At 71.6% G+C, this 15,373-nt stretch carries 17 protein-coding genes, 3 tRNA genes and 1 pseudogene; 18 read left to right on the plus strand and 3 right to left on the minus strand.

The genetic code is table 11. The features are described 5' to 3' along the window. From E1265_RS37180 to E1265_RS21220, 9 genes and pseudogenes are all read left to right on the plus strand, one after another. Window positions 1–1,418: pseudogene (locus E1265_RS37180) on the plus strand (histidine kinase); the annotation flags it as partial. Between the two features lie 19 nt (window positions 1,419–1,437). Continuing rightward, window positions 1,438–1,851 (plus strand): roadblock/LC7 domain-containing protein, encoded by a 414-nt coding sequence (locus E1265_RS21185; RefSeq protein ID WP_062206445.1) that lies wholly within the window; start codon window positions 1,438–1,440, stop codon window positions 1,849–1,851. A 67-nt stretch (window positions 1,852–1,918) separates the two neighbouring features. Then, a complete protein-coding gene (locus tag E1265_RS21190; protein ID WP_132932269.1) occupies window positions 1,919–2,332 on the plus strand; it encodes a DUF742 domain-containing protein in 414 nt (137 codons plus the stop codon). Then, a complete protein-coding gene (locus tag E1265_RS21195; protein WP_132932271.1) occupies window positions 2,313–2,906 on the plus strand; it encodes an ATP/GTP-binding protein in 594 nt (197 codons plus the stop codon). Before E1265_RS21190 ends, E1265_RS21195 begins: the two co-directional genes overlap by 20 nt. Before the next feature lie 20 nt (window positions 2,907–2,926). Then, window positions 2,927–3,709 carry a fumarylacetoacetate hydrolase family protein gene (locus E1265_RS21200; protein WP_132932273.1) on the plus strand — a complete coding sequence of 261 codons (783 nt, stop codon included), beginning with the start codon at window positions 2,927–2,929 and terminating at the stop codon, window positions 3,707–3,709. Next, complete coding sequence (gene gltX / locus E1265_RS21205; RefSeq protein ID WP_132932275.1) at window positions 3,702–5,204, plus strand: glutamate--tRNA ligase; 1,503 nt, start codon at window positions 3,702–3,704, stop codon at window positions 5,202–5,204. Before E1265_RS21200 ends, gltX begins: the two co-directional genes overlap by 8 nt. A gap of 156 nt (window positions 5,205–5,360) precedes the next feature. Continuing rightward, a tRNA-Gln gene (locus E1265_RS21210) sits at window positions 5,361–5,432 on the plus strand. Window positions 5,433–5,454: 22 nt separating this feature from the next. Next, window positions 5,455–5,527, plus strand: a tRNA-Glu gene (locus E1265_RS21215). 27 nt (window positions 5,528–5,554) lie between these two features. Beyond that, window positions 5,555–5,627, plus strand: a tRNA-Glu gene (locus E1265_RS21220). A gap of 62 nt (window positions 5,628–5,689) precedes the next feature. Here the strand turns inward: E1265_RS21220 and E1265_RS21225 are convergent. Then, on the minus strand, window positions 5,690–6,331 hold the full coding sequence (locus tag E1265_RS21225; protein WP_132932293.1) for a MerR family transcriptional regulator: 642 nt from the start codon (window positions 6,329–6,331) through the stop codon (window positions 5,690–5,692). A gap of 118 nt (window positions 6,332–6,449) precedes the next feature. Between E1265_RS21225 and E1265_RS21230 the strand changes: the two genes are divergently transcribed. Then, on the plus strand, window positions 6,450–6,935 hold the full coding sequence (locus tag E1265_RS21230; RefSeq protein WP_243740992.1) for a DUF4188 domain-containing protein: 486 nt from the start codon (window positions 6,450–6,452) through the stop codon (window positions 6,933–6,935). Window positions 6,936–6,947: 12 nt separating this feature from the next. On the opposite strand, the gene E1265_RS21235 is transcribed toward E1265_RS21230, so the two are convergent. Continuing rightward, window positions 6,948–7,679, minus strand: coding sequence for an IclR family transcriptional regulator (locus E1265_RS21235; protein ID WP_132932276.1), 732 nt, complete (start codon window positions 7,677–7,679; stop codon window positions 6,948–6,950). A gap of 183 nt (window positions 7,680–7,862) precedes the next feature. Here E1265_RS21235 and leuC point away from each other — a divergent pair, with 183 nt between their 5' ends. The 5 genes from leuC to E1265_RS21260 all read left to right on the plus strand — a co-directional run bounded on the left by leuC (window position 7,863) and on the right by E1265_RS21260 (window position 11,383). After that, window positions 7,863–9,287 carry a 3-isopropylmalate dehydratase large subunit gene (leuC, locus tag E1265_RS21240; RefSeq protein WP_132932278.1) on the plus strand — a complete coding sequence of 475 codons (1,425 nt, stop codon included), beginning with the start codon at window positions 7,863–7,865 and terminating at the stop codon, window positions 9,285–9,287. 38 nt (window positions 9,288–9,325) lie between these two features. Next, a complete protein-coding gene (leuD, locus tag E1265_RS21245) occupies window positions 9,326–9,919 on the plus strand; it encodes a 3-isopropylmalate dehydratase small subunit (RefSeq protein WP_132932280.1) in 594 nt (197 codons plus the stop codon). 150 nt (window positions 9,920–10,069) lie between these two features. Next, on the plus strand, window positions 10,070–10,324 hold the full coding sequence (locus E1265_RS21250) for a hypothetical protein (RefSeq protein ID WP_132932281.1): 255 nt from the start codon (window positions 10,070–10,072) through the stop codon (window positions 10,322–10,324). Between the two features lie 136 nt (window positions 10,325–10,460). After that, window positions 10,461–11,081, plus strand: a complete 621-nt coding sequence (locus E1265_RS21255) for an HU family DNA-binding protein (protein ID WP_132932283.1) — start codon at window positions 10,461–10,463, stop codon at window positions 11,079–11,081. A 98-nt stretch (window positions 11,082–11,179) separates the two neighbouring features. Then, a complete protein-coding gene (locus E1265_RS21260) occupies window positions 11,180–11,383 on the plus strand; it encodes a hypothetical protein (RefSeq protein ID WP_132932285.1) in 204 nt (67 codons plus the stop codon). On the opposite strand, the gene cofC is transcribed toward E1265_RS21260, so the two are convergent. Then, window positions 11,355–12,029: a 2-phospho-L-lactate guanylyltransferase gene (gene cofC, locus E1265_RS21265; RefSeq protein ID WP_132932296.1), complete on the minus strand. Its 675-nt coding sequence runs from the start codon at window positions 12,027–12,029 to the stop codon at window positions 11,355–11,357. The two genes, E1265_RS21260 and cofC, sit on opposite strands and share 29 nt — an antisense overlap. A gap of 236 nt (window positions 12,030–12,265) precedes the next feature. Between cofC and E1265_RS21270 the strand changes: the two genes are divergently transcribed. The 3 genes from E1265_RS21270 to E1265_RS21280 are packed head-to-tail and all read left to right on the plus strand — an operon-like array spanning window position 12,266 to window position 15,208. Next, window positions 12,266–13,027: a lysophospholipid acyltransferase family protein gene (locus E1265_RS21270; protein ID WP_132932287.1), complete on the plus strand. Its 762-nt coding sequence runs from the start codon at window positions 12,266–12,268 to the stop codon at window positions 13,025–13,027. Further along, entirely contained in the window at window positions 13,024–14,025 is a 1,002-nt protein-coding gene (locus E1265_RS21275; RefSeq protein WP_132932289.1) for an NAD(P)H-dependent glycerol-3-phosphate dehydrogenase, read from the plus strand. Before E1265_RS21270 ends, E1265_RS21275 begins: the two co-directional genes overlap by 4 nt. A gap of 34 nt (window positions 14,026–14,059) precedes the next feature. After that, entirely contained in the window at window positions 14,060–15,208 is a 1,149-nt protein-coding gene (locus E1265_RS21280) for a D-alanine--D-alanine ligase family protein (protein ID WP_132932291.1), read from the plus strand. The last annotated feature ends 165 nt before the right edge of the window (window positions 15,209–15,373 follow it).

Below are 15,373 nucleotides of genomic sequence, written 5' to 3' on the forward strand. Positions count from 1 at the left end.
CCGCGACCCTGCAGCGCGAGACCCCGCCCCCTCGCCGCCCGGGCGGCGAGGCAGGGCCCGGACTCGGCGGCGGCCGCGACGTCGGGCAGCCGGCCGGCTGGCAGCGCAGCCTGGAGCGCAGCGAGTCCAGCCGCCAGGTGCCCCGTCGCCCGAGCCGCCCCGAGCTGCCCTCCCGTCCGGTGGGCGCGTCGGGTCCCGGCGGCCCGAGCCGCCCGCAGGGCGGGCCGCAGGAGCCGCCAGCCGCGCCCCCCTCGATGCCCGAGGCCCCGGTGCCCGGCGGCGCCGGCGCCACCGGCGGCCGGCCGAGCTGGGCCAGCATGGAGGACAGCGGCCGAATACCGGCGCGCGGCGAGTCCGAGCAGCCACGCGGGCACGACGACCGCGACCCCTCGGGCACCGGTGAGTTCCCCAGGCCCGGCTACGGCGGCGGGCAGTCCGGGGCGTCAAGCCGCTCCTCGATGGCCGACGCCTTCGCGCGCCGCGAGTCGCGGTCCCAGCCGCCGGCGCGGTCCGAGGACACCGGTGAGTTCGGCTTCCCGCCGGCCCGCCCGACCTCCACCCCGGACCCGGTCGCCGGCTACCGGGCGGCCAGCGACCCCGCCGAGTTCAACACCACCCGTGAGTTTCCCGCCGTCCGCCCGGACGAGCCCGCGCAGCGGCGGCCCGAGCCGCGCCGCGACGCGTGGGACGAGCCCGAGCCGCGCCGCGACGCGTGGGACGAGCCCGAGCCGCGCCGCGAGGCGTGGGAGGCGCCCGAGCGGGACTGGTCGCGGGCCGAACCGGCACGCCAGCCCGAGCCCCAGGCGTACCAGCGCAACGAGCCGCAGCCCGCCTCCCACCAGCGCCAGGAGCCGACCCGGGCGCCCGACGAGCTGCGCGATCCGCTGCCCAGCCAGCAGCCCAGGCACGCTCCGGAACGCACGCCGATCTTCGAGGAGATGGAGTCGACGTGGTTCGGCCTGCGCCGCGCCAGCGCGCCGACCCCGCACCCCTCGCGGGAGCCGGCCGGCTCCCGGCAGTCCTCTCAGCAGTCGGCACCGCCCGTCCAGCAACGTCCCGTGACCTCGGCACGACCCGCCGTCCGGCAGGAACAGCGCCAGACCACCGGTGAGATCGGCGCCCCGTGGCGCCCGTCGCCCAACGACGAACGCTGGCGGCAGGCCGAGCAGCTGCGCCAGCCGTCCGCGGGCGGTGTCACCGACGCGGGGCTGCCCCGGCGGGTGCCGCGCGCCAACCTGATGGCGGGCGCCGCGCAGCCGGCGCAGCAACAGGCGGCCCCGGCCGGCCCGTTGGTCTCCCGTAGCCCGGACGACGTCCGTGGCCGGCTGACCAACCTGCGTCGGGGGATTCAACAGGGACGCCAGGCCGGTTCCACGGCCGGCCGGACAGACCGGGGCTTCGGCCCCATGTATCAGTAGGAGCGTTGGTGTGAGCCCGATGAGCCAGGCGGCGCAGAACCTGAACTGGTTGATCACCAGTTTTGTGGAGAACACCCCTGGGGTGTCGCACACGGTGGTGGTTTCCGCTGATGGTCTTCTTCTGGCGTTGTCCGAGGGGTTTCCGCGGGATCGTGCTGATCAGTTGGCGGCGGTGGCTTCTGGGCTGACGTCGTTGACGGCTGGTGCGTCGCGGATCTTCGAGGGTGGTGCGGTGAACCAGACGGTGGTGGAGATGGAGCGGGGGTTCCTCTTCATCATGTCGATTTCGGATGGTTCGTCGTTGGCGGTGTTGGCGCATCCGGAGGCCGATATCGGTCTGGTGGGGTACGAGATGGCGTTGCTGGTGGATCGTGCCGGTACCGTTCTGACGCCCGACCTCCGCGCCGAACTGCAGGGCTCTCTTCTAAACTGACGCGAAGCTCCCCCCACATGAGCACCATCAACTGAATTGCCGACCAGAGGTATCGCTCGGAGGAGCTATGATCACCCCGCCACCCTCGCAGGGCCCGTACGGTGCGTCGCATCATTACGGGTCCTATGACGATGAGGGCGATCAGCCCTTGGTGCGTCCCTATGCGATGACCGGTGGCCGGACGAGGCCGCGGTACCAGTTGGCCATCGAGGCGCTGGTGAGCACCACGGCGGATCCGGTGCAGCTCCAGGGCCTGCTCCCGGAGCACCAGCGGATCTGCCAGCTGTGCCTTGAGGTCAAGTCGGTGGCCGAGGTGTCCGCGCTGCTGGGGATGCCGTTGGGGGTGGCCCGGATTCTGGTGGCGGACCTGGCCGAGGCGGGCCTGGTCGCCATTCACCAGCCGGGTCATGACGGGGATCCGGGTGGTCAGCCTGATGTGACACTGCTCGAAAGGGTGCTCAGTGGACTTCGCAAGCTCTAGCGGTCCGGGCCGTCCGGCTCCCTCCCGTGCCACTACGTCTGCGAAGATCGTGATCGCGGGTGGGTTCGGGGTGGGGAAGACCACGTTTGTGGGGTCGGTGTCGGAGATCAATCCGCTGCGGACCGAGGCGGTGATGACGTCCGCGTCGGCGGGGATCGATGATCTGACGCACACGAGTGGTAAGACGACGACCACGGTCGCGATGGACTTCGGTCGTATCACGCTTGATCAGGATCTGATCCTGTACCTGTTCGGTACGCCGGGGCAGGACCGGTTCTGGTTCATGTGGGACGACCTGGTGCGTGGTGCGATCGGTGCGATCGTTCTCGTCGACACCCGTCGGTTGGCGGACTGTTTCCCGGCGGTCGACTACTTCGAGAACAGTGGGCTGCCGTTCGTGATCGCGTTGAACGGGTTCGACGGTCACCAGCCGTACTCGCCCGAGGAGGTGCGGGAGGCGTTGCAGATCGGTCCTGACGCGCCGATCATCACCACCGACGCCCGGCACAGGTCCGAGGCCAAGAGCGCCCTGATCACCCTCGTCGAACACGCCCTGATGGCGCGCCTGCGCTGAGGCCGTCTAGGCTGGCGGCCGTGCGCATCGCCAGATTCTCCATCGACGGCACCGTTGGCTTCGGCGTGGTCGAGGAGGAGCCCGCCGCCGATGGCGGGCTCCAGCTCGACATCATCAAGGGCCACCCCTTCGCCGAGTTCGAACGCTCGGGCCGCCGGGTGCCGGTGAGCCAGGTGCGGCTGCTGCCCCCGGTGCTGCCCAGCAAGATCGTGGCCATCGGCCGCAACTACGCGGAGCACGCCCGAGAGCTGGGCAACGCCGTGCCCGACGTGCCCGTGACGTTCTTCAAGCCGTCCACCTCGGTGATCGGCCACGGCGACGAGATCGCCTACCCGTCGATCTCCTCGGACGTGCACCACGAGGCCGAGCTCGCCGTCGTCATCGGCCGGCTCTGCCGCGACGTGCCGCGCGAGCGCGCCCGCGACGTCATCCTGGGCTACACCTGCGCCAACGACCTCACCGCGCGTGACGTCCAGCAGCGCGAGGCCCAGTGGGCCCGCGCCAAGGGCTTCGACACCGCCTGCCCGCTCGGCCCCTGGATCGAGACCGACCTCGACCCGGCCGACCTGACCATCAGCTGCACGGTCAACGGCGAGCAGCGGCAGCTCGGCCGCACCAGCGAGATGGTGCGCGCCGTCGAGGACCTCATCGTGCACATCACCGAGTCGATGACGCTGCTGCCGCAGGACGTCATCCTCACCGGCACCCCGGCCGGCGTCGGCCCGGTCCACGTCGGCGACGAGGTCGCCGTCACCATCGAAGGCATCGGCACTCTCACCAACAAGGTCGTCAAGCGTGACTAGCCCCAGCTCCCCGTCCCCGGTCCGCGTCCGTTTCTGCCCGTCCCCGACCGGCAACCCGCACGTCGGACTGGTGCGCACCGCCCTGTTCAACTGGGCGTTCGCCCGGCACCACGGCGGCAAGCTGATCTTCCGGATCGAGGACACGGACGCGGCCCGCGACTCGGAGGAGTCCTACGAGGCGCTGCTCGACGCGATGCGCTGGCTCGGCCTCGACTGGGACGAGGGCCCCGAGGTCGGCGGCCCGCACGCGCCCTACCGGCAGTCCCAGCGGATGGAGACCTACGCGGACGTGGCGGCCAGGCTGATCGCCGCCGGCCACGCGTACCACTGCTACTGCACGCCTGAGGAGCTGGCCGAGCGCCGCGACGCCGCCCGAGCCGCCGGTCGCCCCTCCGGGTACGACGGCAAGTGCCGCACGGTGACCGACGAGCAGCGCGCCGCCTACGAGGCCGAGGGCCGGGAGCCCATCGTGCGCTTCCGGATGCCGGACACGCCCATCACCTTCACCGACCTGGTTCGCGGCGAGCTCACCTTCACCCCGGAGAACGTGCCGGACTACGGCATCGTCCGGGCCACCGGCGCCCCGCTCTACACCCTGGTCAACCCGGTGGACGACGCGCTGATGGAGATCACGCACGTGCTGCGGGGCGAGGACCTGCTCTCCTCCACCCCCCGGCAGATCGCGCTGTACCGCGCCCTGGGCGACATCGGGATCGGCTCCGGCGAGCCGCCGGCCTTCGGACACCTGCCCTACGTGCTGGGCGAGGGCACCAAGAAGCTCTCCAAGCGCGACCCGGAGTCCTCCCTCAACCTCTACCGGGAGCGTGGCTTCCTGCCCTCCGGGCTGCTCAACTACCTGTCCCTGCTCGGCTGGTCGATCGCCGAGGACCGGGACGTGTTCACGGTCGACGAGCTGGTGGCGGCCTTCGACGTCGCGGACGTGGTGCCCAACCCGGCCCGCTTCGACCTGAAGAAGTGCGAGGCGATCAACGCCACGCACATCCGCGAGCATCTCTCCACCGAGGACTTCGTCGCGGCCTGCGAGCCCTGGCTGCGCGCCCCGCACGCGCCCTGGAAGCCGGAGGCCTTCGACCCGGTCGCCTTCGCCGCCCTGGCCCCGCTGGCCCAGACCCGGCTGATGGTGCTCTCCGACATCACCGACAACGTCGACTTCCTCTTCCTCGAGGAACCGGTGAGCGACGAGGCGTCCTGGCAGAAGGCGATGAAGCCGGGCGCCGAGGCGGTGCTCTCCACGGCCCGAGACAACCTCGCCGCCCTTCCCGACGCCGAGTGGGCCGCCGAGCCCCTGAAGGCCGCCGTGCTGGCCGCCGGCGAGGCGCACGGGCTGAAGCTCGGCAAGGCGCAGGCGCCTCTCCGGGTGGCCGTCACGGGCCGCACGGTGGGCCTGCCGCTGTTCGAGTCCCTCGAGGTTCTCGGCCGGGAGCGCACCCTGGCCCGCGTCGAGGCGGCCCTGGGCCGGCTGACCGCGGCCTGACCGCTGCCCGACCGCGTCGGGGGACGGGCGGTCCCGGATCTCGTTTTGGACCACCGTCCCCCATCGGGTAGTGTTCTTCCTGCCGCAGAGAGAGGCCGAAGGCCCGAAATCGAAGCGGTCACCCGAACAAAACCCCGGCCAGGGGTTGTGTTTTGGTGGGGTATGGTGTAATTGGCAGCACGACTGATTCTGGTTCAGTTAGTCTAGGTTCGAGTCCTGGTACCCCAGCGCGATCTCTCACAAGATCGAGGCCCCCGTTGTGTAGCGGCCTAGCACGCCGCCCTCTCAAGGCGGTAGCGCCGGTTCGAATCCGGTCGGGGGTACGGTGATCCACCTGGATCTCCTCGTGAGCCCCCGTTGTGTAGCGGCCTAGCACGCCGCCCTCTCAAGGCGGTAGCGCCGGTTCGAATCCGGTCGGGGGTACTCGACGTGAACGGCCTTCTCGCGATGGCGAGAAGGCCGTTGCCGTTTCCTCATCCGCCGCGTCATTCCGCGCCGAAGCGGCGGCTCGCCTCCTCGGCCTGGGCGAGGCGGCGCAGGCTCAGCAGCACCGGCTCGTAGAGCACCGTCAGGGCGACGGCGGCCTCGAGTTGGGTGGTGGGGGCCTCGAACTCCTCGATCAGCGACAGCTCGTGGGCCGCCAGATCGCCCGCCAGCCGCCCGTAGGGCAGGAGTTGGGGCACGTCGCAGGGGTAGCCGAGCCGCAGCAGCGCGGTGAGCGCGGAGACCAGCGTGCCGTGCGCCGGGTTCTCCGGCACCACCCGCCAGCCGAGCCGGCGCTGCAGCTCCTCGGCGGTGCCCTCGGCCTCCCGCGCGGTGGCCTCGTCGCCGTCGTCGGCGGCCCGCTGGCCGCCGTGCGGCAGCGCGGCGACCGCCGTGCCGAGCCGGGAGAGCTGGTCGACCGACTCGTCGGCCACGGCGGCCAGCACCTCCCGGGCGATGGCCACCGGCACCCGGCCGAGCTGCAGCAGCGCCCGGACCAGGCGCAGCCGGCGCAGGTGCTCCTCGTCGTACTCGGCCTGGGTGGCGCTCACCCGCCGGCCCGGCGGCAGCAACTCCTCGCGCAGGTAGTACTTGATCGTCGGGATGGGGACCCCGCTGCGCTTGCTCAGCTCGGCCAGTCGCATCCGCTTCGACACCCCTTGCGTTCCGTATTGGAGAGTGACACTATCCAATCATGGATAGTGAGGCTATCCAAGATGCTGTCAAAGCTGTGGCGGGATCTGGAGAGAGGGGCGCGGGACCATGGCGCGGAAGAAGATCATCGAGGGGCGCATGACGGCGGACGCGGAGGGCGGCGTCACGGTCTTCCTGATCGGCATGCGGATCAACAGCTTCTGGCGGCCGCGCTCCTGGTGGCCGACGTTCCTGGCGATGCCGAGGATGTTGCGGGAGCTCTCCCAGGAGAGGGAGCGCGGGATGCTGGGCTACCGGCTGCTCTTCGGCGGGCCGCGGCTGGTCTACGTCGTGCAGTACTGGCGATCGCACGAGGAGCTGCTGGCCTACGCCTCCGCTCAGGACGGGCTTCATCGGCCGGCCTGGGCGGCGTTCAATCGTCGGCTGCGCGAGGGGCGGGGCCGGGTCGGGTTCTGGCACGAGACCTATGTGGTCCCGGCCGGGGCGCACGAGCAGTTCTACCTGAACATGCCGGCCTTCGGACTCGGCGCGGCCACGGGGGTCATACCCATCGGCCGGCGCGGCGAGCGGGCCGCTGAGCGGCTCGCGGTCTAGCGGGGGCGCGGATCAGCCGCCGGCGCGCCGCAGGGCCTCGGTGAGGCGGTTGGCGGCGTCCAGCAGGGCCTGCGCGTGCATCCGGCCGGGGTGGCGGGTCAGCCGTTCGATCGGCCCGGAGACGGAGACGGCCGCCACCACGCGGTTCGAGGGCCCCCGCACCGGCGCCGAGACGGACGCCACACCCGGCTCGCGCTCGCCGATGGACTGGGCCCAGCCGCGGCGGCGCACCCCGGAGAGCGCGGTGGCCGTGAAGCGGGCGCCCTGCAGCCCGTGGTGCAGCCGCTCGGGCTCCTCCCAGGCCAGCAGGATCTGGGCGGCGGAGCCGGCCTTCATGGGCAGCGTGGAGCCCACCGGCACGGTGTCCCGCAGCCCGGAGAGCCGCTCGGCCGCGGCCACGCAGATCCGCATGTCGCCCTGGCGCCGGTAGAGCTGGGCGCTCTCGCCCGTCAGGTCGCGCAGCTGGGTCAGCACCGGCCCTGCGGCCGCCAGCAGCCGGTCCTCGCCGGCCGCGGCGGCCAGCTCGGCCAGCCGGGGCCCGAGTACGAAGCGGCCCTGCATGTCCCTGGCCAGCAGCCGGTGGTACTCGAGGGCCACGGCCATCCGGTGCGCGGTCGGCCGGGCGAGCCCCGTGGCGCCGACCAACCCGGCCAGCGTGGCAGGGCCCGACTCCAGGGCCCCGAGCACCAGCGCAGCCTTGTCCAGTACGCCCACACCGCTGGAATCGCCGGTAGAGTTGTCCATGCAACGATATTCGCGTCTCACACTGTGAAACGCAAGTTCAATTTTCGAGGGAAGGCGTCAGGCTGTGTGTCAGCGTTCCCCGTCGTGTCGGCGGAGCGCGACCACAGCCACCGTCCGGCGTGCCGGGAGCAGCAGGCGGGCGGCGGCCACCCGAGATCAGCGGCGATGCCGGAGGGAAGAGCGATGGGACGGACACTGGCGGAGAAAGTCTGGGACGACCATGTCGTCCGGCGGGCCGAGGGCGAGCCCGACCTGCTCTACATCGACCTCCACCTGCTCCACGAGGTGACCAGCCCGCAGGCCTTCGACGGGCTGCGCAAGAGCGGCCGCCAGGTGCGGCGCACGGACCTCACCATCGCCACCGAGGACCACAACACCCCCACCCTGGACATCGACAAGCCCATCGCCGACCCGGTCTCCCGCACCCAGCTCGAGACCCTGCGGAAGAACTGCGCGGAGTTCGGCGTCCGGCTGCACCCGCTGGGCGACGCGGAGCAGGGCGTGGTGCACGTGGTCGGCCCGCAGCTGGGGCTGACCCAGCCGGGGATGACCGTGGTCTGTGGTGACAGTCACACCTCGACGCACGGCGCGTTCGGCGCCCTGGCCTTCGGCATCGGCACCAGCCAGGTCGAGCACGTGCTGGCCACCCAGACGCTGCCGATGGCCCCGTTCAGGACCATGGCGGTCACCGTGCTCGGCGAGCTGCCCCAGGGCGTCACCGCCAAGGACCTCATCCTGGCGATCATCGCCAGGATCGGCACCGGCGGCGGCCAGGGCTATGTGATCGAGTACCGCGGCGAGGCCATCGAGAAGCTCTCGATGGAGGCCCGGATGACCATCTGCAACATGTCGATCGAGGCCGGCGCCAGGGCGGGCATGATCGCCCCGGACGAGACCACCTTCGCCTACCTCAGGGGCCGCGACCACGCGGCCGAGGGCGCCGACTGGGACACCGCCGTCGCCTACTGGAAGACCCTGCGCACCGACGAGGACGCGGTCTTCGACCACGAGGTCGTCATCGACGCCGCCGAGCTGGCGCCGTTCGTCACCTGGGGCACCAACCCGGGCCAGGGCGCGCCGCTGTCGGAGTCCGTGCCCGACCCGGCCTCCTACACCGACCCCAACGAGCGCCTGGCGGCCGAGAAGGCCCTGGAGTACATGGGGCTCACGGCCGGCCAGCGGCTGCGGGACATCGCGGTGGACACGGTCTTCGTCGGCTCCTGCACCAACGGCAGGATCGAGGACCTGCGCTCGGCCGCCGCCGTGCTCGACGGCCGCCGGATCGCCGACGGGGTGCGGATGCTAGTGGTGCCGGGCTCGGTCCGCGTGGCGCTGCAGGCCGTCGAGGAGGGCCTCGACAAGGTGTTCACCGCGGCCGGCGCTGAGTGGCGGCACGCCGGGTGTTCGATGTGTCTGGGCATGAACCCCGACCAACTCGCCCCGCAGGAGCGCTGCGCCTCCACCTCCAACCGCAACTTCGAGGGCAGGCAGGGCAAGGGCGGCCGTACGCATCTGGTCTCGCCGCAGGTCGCCGCCGCCACCGCGGTCGCCGGTCACCTCGCCTCGCCGGCCGACCTGGCCGCCGCCCCCACCCCCGTCGAGGTCTGAGGCCAAGGAAGGCCGAGGAAGGCAAGGACTTCAGAGAGATGGAAGCTTTCACCACCCACACCGGCCGCGCCGTCCCGCTGCGCCGGAGCAACGTCGACACCGACCAGATCATCCCCGCGCACTGGCTGAAGAAGGTCACCAGGGACGGCTTCGAGGACGGACTCTTCGAGGCCTGGCGCAAGGACCCGGAGTTCGTGCTCAACCGGCCGGAGCGCGCCGGCGCCACCGTGCTGGTCGCCGGGCCCGACTTCGGCACCGGCTCGTCCCGCGAGCACGCCGTGTGGGCCCTGCAGAACTACGGCTTCAAGGCCGTGATCTCGCCCCGTTTCGCCGACATCTTCCGGGGCAACTCCCTGAAGAACGGCCTGCTCACCGTGGTGCTCCCGCAGGAGACCGTGGACGCGCTGTGGAAGCTGGTCGAGGCCGATCCGGCGGCCGAGATCACCGTCGACCTGGTCCAGCGCAAGGTGCTGGCCGAGGGGGTCGAGGCGAGCTTCGAGCTGGACGAGAACGCGCGCTGGCGGCTGCTCGAAGGGCTCGACGACATCAGCATCACGCTGCGAAACGAGGAGGACATCGCCGCCTTCGAGGCCCGGCGTCCCGCCTTCAAGCCCCGCACCCAAGTGGCCTGAGTTTCCGGGCCGCTGCCCAAGCGACGCGACGCCCCCGCCGGTTCCCACCGGCGGGGGCGTCGCGCATGTCTCTCCCCCGTTTCCTCCTGTACGACACGGGCGTTGGGGGCTTAGAGGGCGATACCAGTGCCAAGGTGGCACAATCGGCGCATGGAACGGGACGGTCAACTCGAACTCTACGACCACGTCGCCGCTCGCCTGAGGGACGCGCACCGCACGGTGCGGGCCCTGCAAGTGCCCGAGGACGTACGGCAGGCCCTCACCCGGAAGCTGCTGGTCATCACCGCGGCGGCCAAGCAGGACCTGCCGGGCGCCGAGCGGCGTCTGGACCGGTTGATGGAGGACGTTGACGCGGGGTGGCCGCCGCGGGACGAGCCCGGTGGGCGGCGTGACGAAAGCTCGTGACGGTCTCGCGGTGGTCCAGTTCGTTGCGACACAAGGGTGATTCGCCCGTTTCGCGTTTGATTTGCGGAATATATCTGCCTAACGTGCGAAAAAGCTTGAACACATTCGTTCCAGCAATGCCTGCGAAGGGGAAGACGTGAACAAGGCGCAACTCGTAGAGGCGATTGCCGACAGGCTTGGCGGCCGCCAGCAGGCCGCCGACGCGGTCGATATCGTGCTCGACGCCATTATCCGTGCGGTGGTCGCGGGCGAGCGGGTCTCGGTGACCGGCTTCGGCTCGTTCGAGAAGGTGGAGCGTCCGGCCAGGTACGCGCGCAACCCGCAGACCGGCGAGCGCGTGCGGGTCAAGAAGACCTCCGTGCCGCGCTTCCGCGCGGGCCAGGGGTTCAAGGACCTGGTGGCCGGCACGAAGAAGCTTCCCAAGCACGACGTCGCGGTGAAGAAGGCGCCCAAGGGCAGCCTCACCGGTGGTGCGCCCGCCAAGAAGACGACCAAGAAGGCCGCGACGGTAAAGAAGGCGGTCGCCAAGCGGGCCACGGCCGCCAAGAAGGCCACGGCCGCGAAGAAGGCGACCCCCGCCAAGAAGGGCGCCGCCAAGAAGACGACCACCGCCAAGAAGGGCACGGCCAAGAAGGCCCCCGCCAAGAAGGCCCCCGCCAAGAAGGCCCCCGCCAAGAAGACCACGGCCAAGAAGGCGCCGGCCAAGCGAGGCTCCTCCCGCTCCGCCGCCAAGAAGGCCACCGCTCGTCGCAGGTGACGGCCTCGGCGCGTGGCCACCCGCGCGGGCCGGTCTCCGCACAGGAGCCCGGCCCGCCGTCGTTCCGGCCCGCCCGGCGAGCCCCTATGCTCGGCCGCATGCAGGCCACCGCGTACACCTACGACCCCGAGACCCGATCCGGCAGCGTGCTCCTCGACGACGGCACGCCGCTGGAGTTCGACGCCGCCGCCTTCGACGCGGGCGGCCTGCGGCTGCTGCGCCCCGGTCAGCGGGTGCGGATCGAGGTGACCGGCGAGGGCGCCGGGCGCGTCGTCACCTTCCTGACCCTGCAGACGCTCTGAGTCCGGCTGGCGCCGTCAGGGCCCGCACCCCCGCCGCGGTGCGCGGCCCCACGCCCAGCGCCAGGGCGTCGCGCAGGTCCTCGCCCGTGTCCACGTCCCGCCGAACGCTTTCGACCCCGGCGAGCAGGAGTTCGGTCGCCCCTGACGCGGCGTGCCGGGCCCGTGACCGCCCCCCGAACCCCGGGTCAAGCGACATTCCGGGCGCCGCCGCGAGCAACGTTGTACCCACCCCGGCGGCGTCGGCGAGGAAGCTGCGAGGCCGCCGCGCCGCCGCGTCGAGCACCCGGGCGAGCTCCGGCGGCCGCAGCGCCGGCAGGTCGGCGTTGAGCGCGGCCACGGCCGCGCCCGGATCCTCCTCCCTGAGAAGGCGCTCGCCGTGCGCCAGCGCCGCGTTGAGCCCGCGCCGCGGCAGGTCGGGCAGGGCGAGCGCGCCGAGCGCCGTCAACCGCTCGGTGGCCAGCGGGTCGTCGGTCACCACCAGCACCTTCCGCACCAATGGGCAGGTCAGCGCGGCCGCCACCGTGTCCTCGGCGAAGGCGAGCGCGAGCGAGGGCCGCAGCGTCTCCCCGGCCACCGGTGCCAGCCTGCTCTTGGCGAGGCGCAGCGGTTTGAGCGGGACGACCAGTGCCCAGCCGAGCCCATCCATGTCACGCACGGTGCCATTCTTCCCTTCCTCGAGCGGTGAGGTGTCGTCGGTGCGGTCTCCGTGAGGCGCCGTCTCGACGCCGCCCCCGGCGGTCGGAGCCCGGCGCATTAGGGTGCAAACTTGGACCGTCGTGGCGGCGGACCGGGCCGCTGGACAGCCCTACACCCTGGGGCGACACTTGTGCGACTGTCCGCAGCGGACCGCGCCGGAGCAGTGCAAGAGGAGATGGTGTCCGAGTGTCTCGCCGCAGAATCGGCTTCTGGTACCGACTGGCCGCATTTCTGGTAAAACCGACGATGATGGTGCTCTTCAAGCGGGACTGGCGGGGAATGGAGCATATTCCCGCTGAGGGTGGATTCATCACCGCGGTGAATCACAACTCCGTTCTCGACCCCTTCTCCTACGCGCACTTCCAGTACAACACCGGGCGAGTGCCCAGATTCCTGGCCAAGGACAGCCTGTTCAGCAGGGGGGTGGCCGGCCGCTTCATGCGCGGCACGGGACAGATCCCCGTCTACCGCGAGAGCTCGGACGCCGCCGACGCGTTCCGCGCCGCCGTCGACGCGGTGCGCGCCGGCGAGTGCGTCACCTTCTACCCCGAGGGCACCCTCACCCGCGATCCGGGGCTCTGGCCGATGCAGGGCAAGACCGGCGCCGCCCGGGTCGCGCTGGCCACCCGCGCCCCCGTCATTCCCATCGCCCAGTGGGGCGCCCACGAGGCCATGCCGCCCTACGCCAGGGAGCACAAGTTCCGGTTCTTTCCCCGCAAGACGCTGATCGTGGTCGCCGGCATGCCCGTGGATCTGGGCGAGTTCTACGACCAGGAGCCCACGGCCGAGGTGCTGCGCGAGGTCACCGACCGGATCATGGACGCCGTCACCGCGCTGCTCGCCGGCATCCGTGAGGAGAACCCGCCGGCGGAGCGCTATGTTCACCGCAGTACATCGGCTGAGCGGCGCGGCTCGCGGGGCGCGCCTGAGGAGGAGAAAGCGGAGTGACACGCGTCGCCGTCTACGGCACCGGATCCTGGGGTACCGCATTCGCCATCGTCCTAGCGGACGCGGGCTGCGAGGTGACGCTGTGGGCGCGCCGTCCCGAGGTGATCGAGGCGGTCAACACCACCGGGACCAACCCGGAGTACCTGCCGGGCGTCCGGCTGCCGGCGGCGGTCCGCGCCACCGCCGACCCCGCGGAGGCGGCGCGCGGCGCCGAGTTCACCGTGCTCTCCGTCCCCTCGCAGACGCTGCGCGACAACCTGGCCGGCTGGCGGGGACTGCTCGCCCCCGACACCGTGCTCGTCTCGCTGATGAAGGGCATCGAACTCGGCACGGCCAAGCGGATGAGCGAGGTCATCGAGGAGGTGGCCGGGGTCGGCCCTGACCGGGTCGCCGTACTGTCAGGACCCAACCTGGCGCCCGAGATCGCCGACCGCCAGCCGGCCGCGTCCGTCGTCGCCTGCGCCGACGAGACCGTGGCCAAGCGTCTCCAGGCCGCCTGCCACACCCCTTACTTCCGGCCGTACACCAACACCGACGTCGTCGGCTGCGAGCTGGGCGGCGCCGTCAAGAACGTCATCGCGCTCGCCGTCGGCATCGCCGACGGCATGGGGCTCGGCGACAACACCAAGGCATCCCTGATGACCCGCGGGCTCGCCGAGATCAGCCGGCTCGGGCTCGCCATGGGCGCCGACGCCCTCACCTTCGCCGGCCTTGCCGGGATGGGCGACCTCATCGCCACCTGCTCCTCCCCGCTCTCCCGCAACCACACCTTCGGTACCAACCTCGGACGCGGCATGACGCTCGAGGAGACCATCGCCGTCACCCGGCAGACCGCCGAGGGCGTCAAGTCCTGCCGCTCGGTCCAGGACCTGGCGCGCCGTCACGGCGTCGACATGCCGCTGACCGAGACCGTGGTCCGCATCGTCCACGAGGGCACCTCGCCCCAGGTGGCGGTCCAGGAGCTGATGTCACGAACCGCCAAGGCCGAGCAGCACTGACGGCGGCCGTCGCGTTAGGTAGCCTCAGGGGGTTATGAGCAGCGAGACCTCTCCCCAGAGCCCGAACGCCAAGCCGCGCGTCGCCGTCGTGTTCGGCGGACGCAGCTCCGAGCACGCCATCTCGGTGGTCACCGCAGGAGCCGTGCTGCGCGCCATCGACCGCACCCGCTACGACGTGCTGCCCATCGGCATCACCACGGACGGCCGTTGGGCGCTGACGGCCGACGACCCGGACCGGATGGCGATCGCCGAGCGGTCGCTGCCCAGCGTGGAGCAGATCGCCGAGCCTGGCACCGGGGACGTGGTGCTGCCGGTCGCCCCCGGCCGGCGCGAGGTCGTCTACTCCGAGGCCGGCTCGGTGCCGAAAGACCTCGGCGACGTCGACGTGGTGTTTCCGATGCTGCACGGCCCCTACGGCGAGGACGGCACCCTCCAGGGCCTGCTCGAACTGGCGGGCGTCCCCTATGTCGGCTCCGGGGTGCTGTCCTCGGCGGTCGGCATGGACAAGGAGTACATGAAGCGGGTCTTCACCTCCTTCGGCCTGCCGGTCGGCCCCTACCTCGTGATGCGGCCCCGGGAATGGGAGACGGACCAGTCGGGCGCCCTGGCCAGGATCGGCGGCTTCGCCGACGAGCACGGCTGGCCGCTGTTCGTGAAGCCGGCGCGCGCCGGCTCCTCGATGGGTATCTCCCGGGTCACGGCCGCCGCCGACCTGCCGGCGGCGATCGAGGAGGCCAGGCGGCACGACCCCAAGATCATCGTGGAGTCGCTGCTGCTGGGGCGGGAGATCGAGTGCGGCGTGCTGGAGTTCGAGGACGGCCCGCGGGCGAGCCTGCCGGCCGAGATCCCGCCGGTCTCGAGCCACGACTTCTACGACTTCGAGGCCAAGTACATCGACTCGGCCGACGGCATCGTCCCGGCCCCGCTGACCGCCGAGGAGACGTCCCGGGTGCAGGATCTCGCGGTTCGCGCCTTCGAGGCGGCCTCCTGCGAGGGGCTGGTCCGGGCGGACTTCTTCCTGCGGGAGGACGGCGAGTTCGTCATCAACGAGATCAACACGATGCCGGGGTTCACGCCGATCTCGATGTTCCCCCGGATGTGGGAGGCGAGCGGCCTCAGCTACCCGGAGCTCGTCGACCACCTGATCCAGACGGCGCTGCGCCGCGCCACCGGCCTACGCTGACGCTCGCGCTGTGCGCGGGCGGCGGCCAGCAAGGCCCGGCTCGGCGGCTTCGCCGCCACGAGCCCGGCCCTGCGTCCGTGCTGGCCTGCGTCCGTGCCGCGTGGCCCGGCGGCGAAGCCGCCACGGGCCCGCGCCCGCGCTGCGCGAGAAGGGGCGGGTGGGTGG

The sequence above is a fragment of the Streptomyces sp. 8K308 genome (assembly GCF_004348315.1).
Lineage (GTDB): Bacteria > Actinomycetota > Actinomycetes > Streptomycetales > Streptomycetaceae > Streptomyces.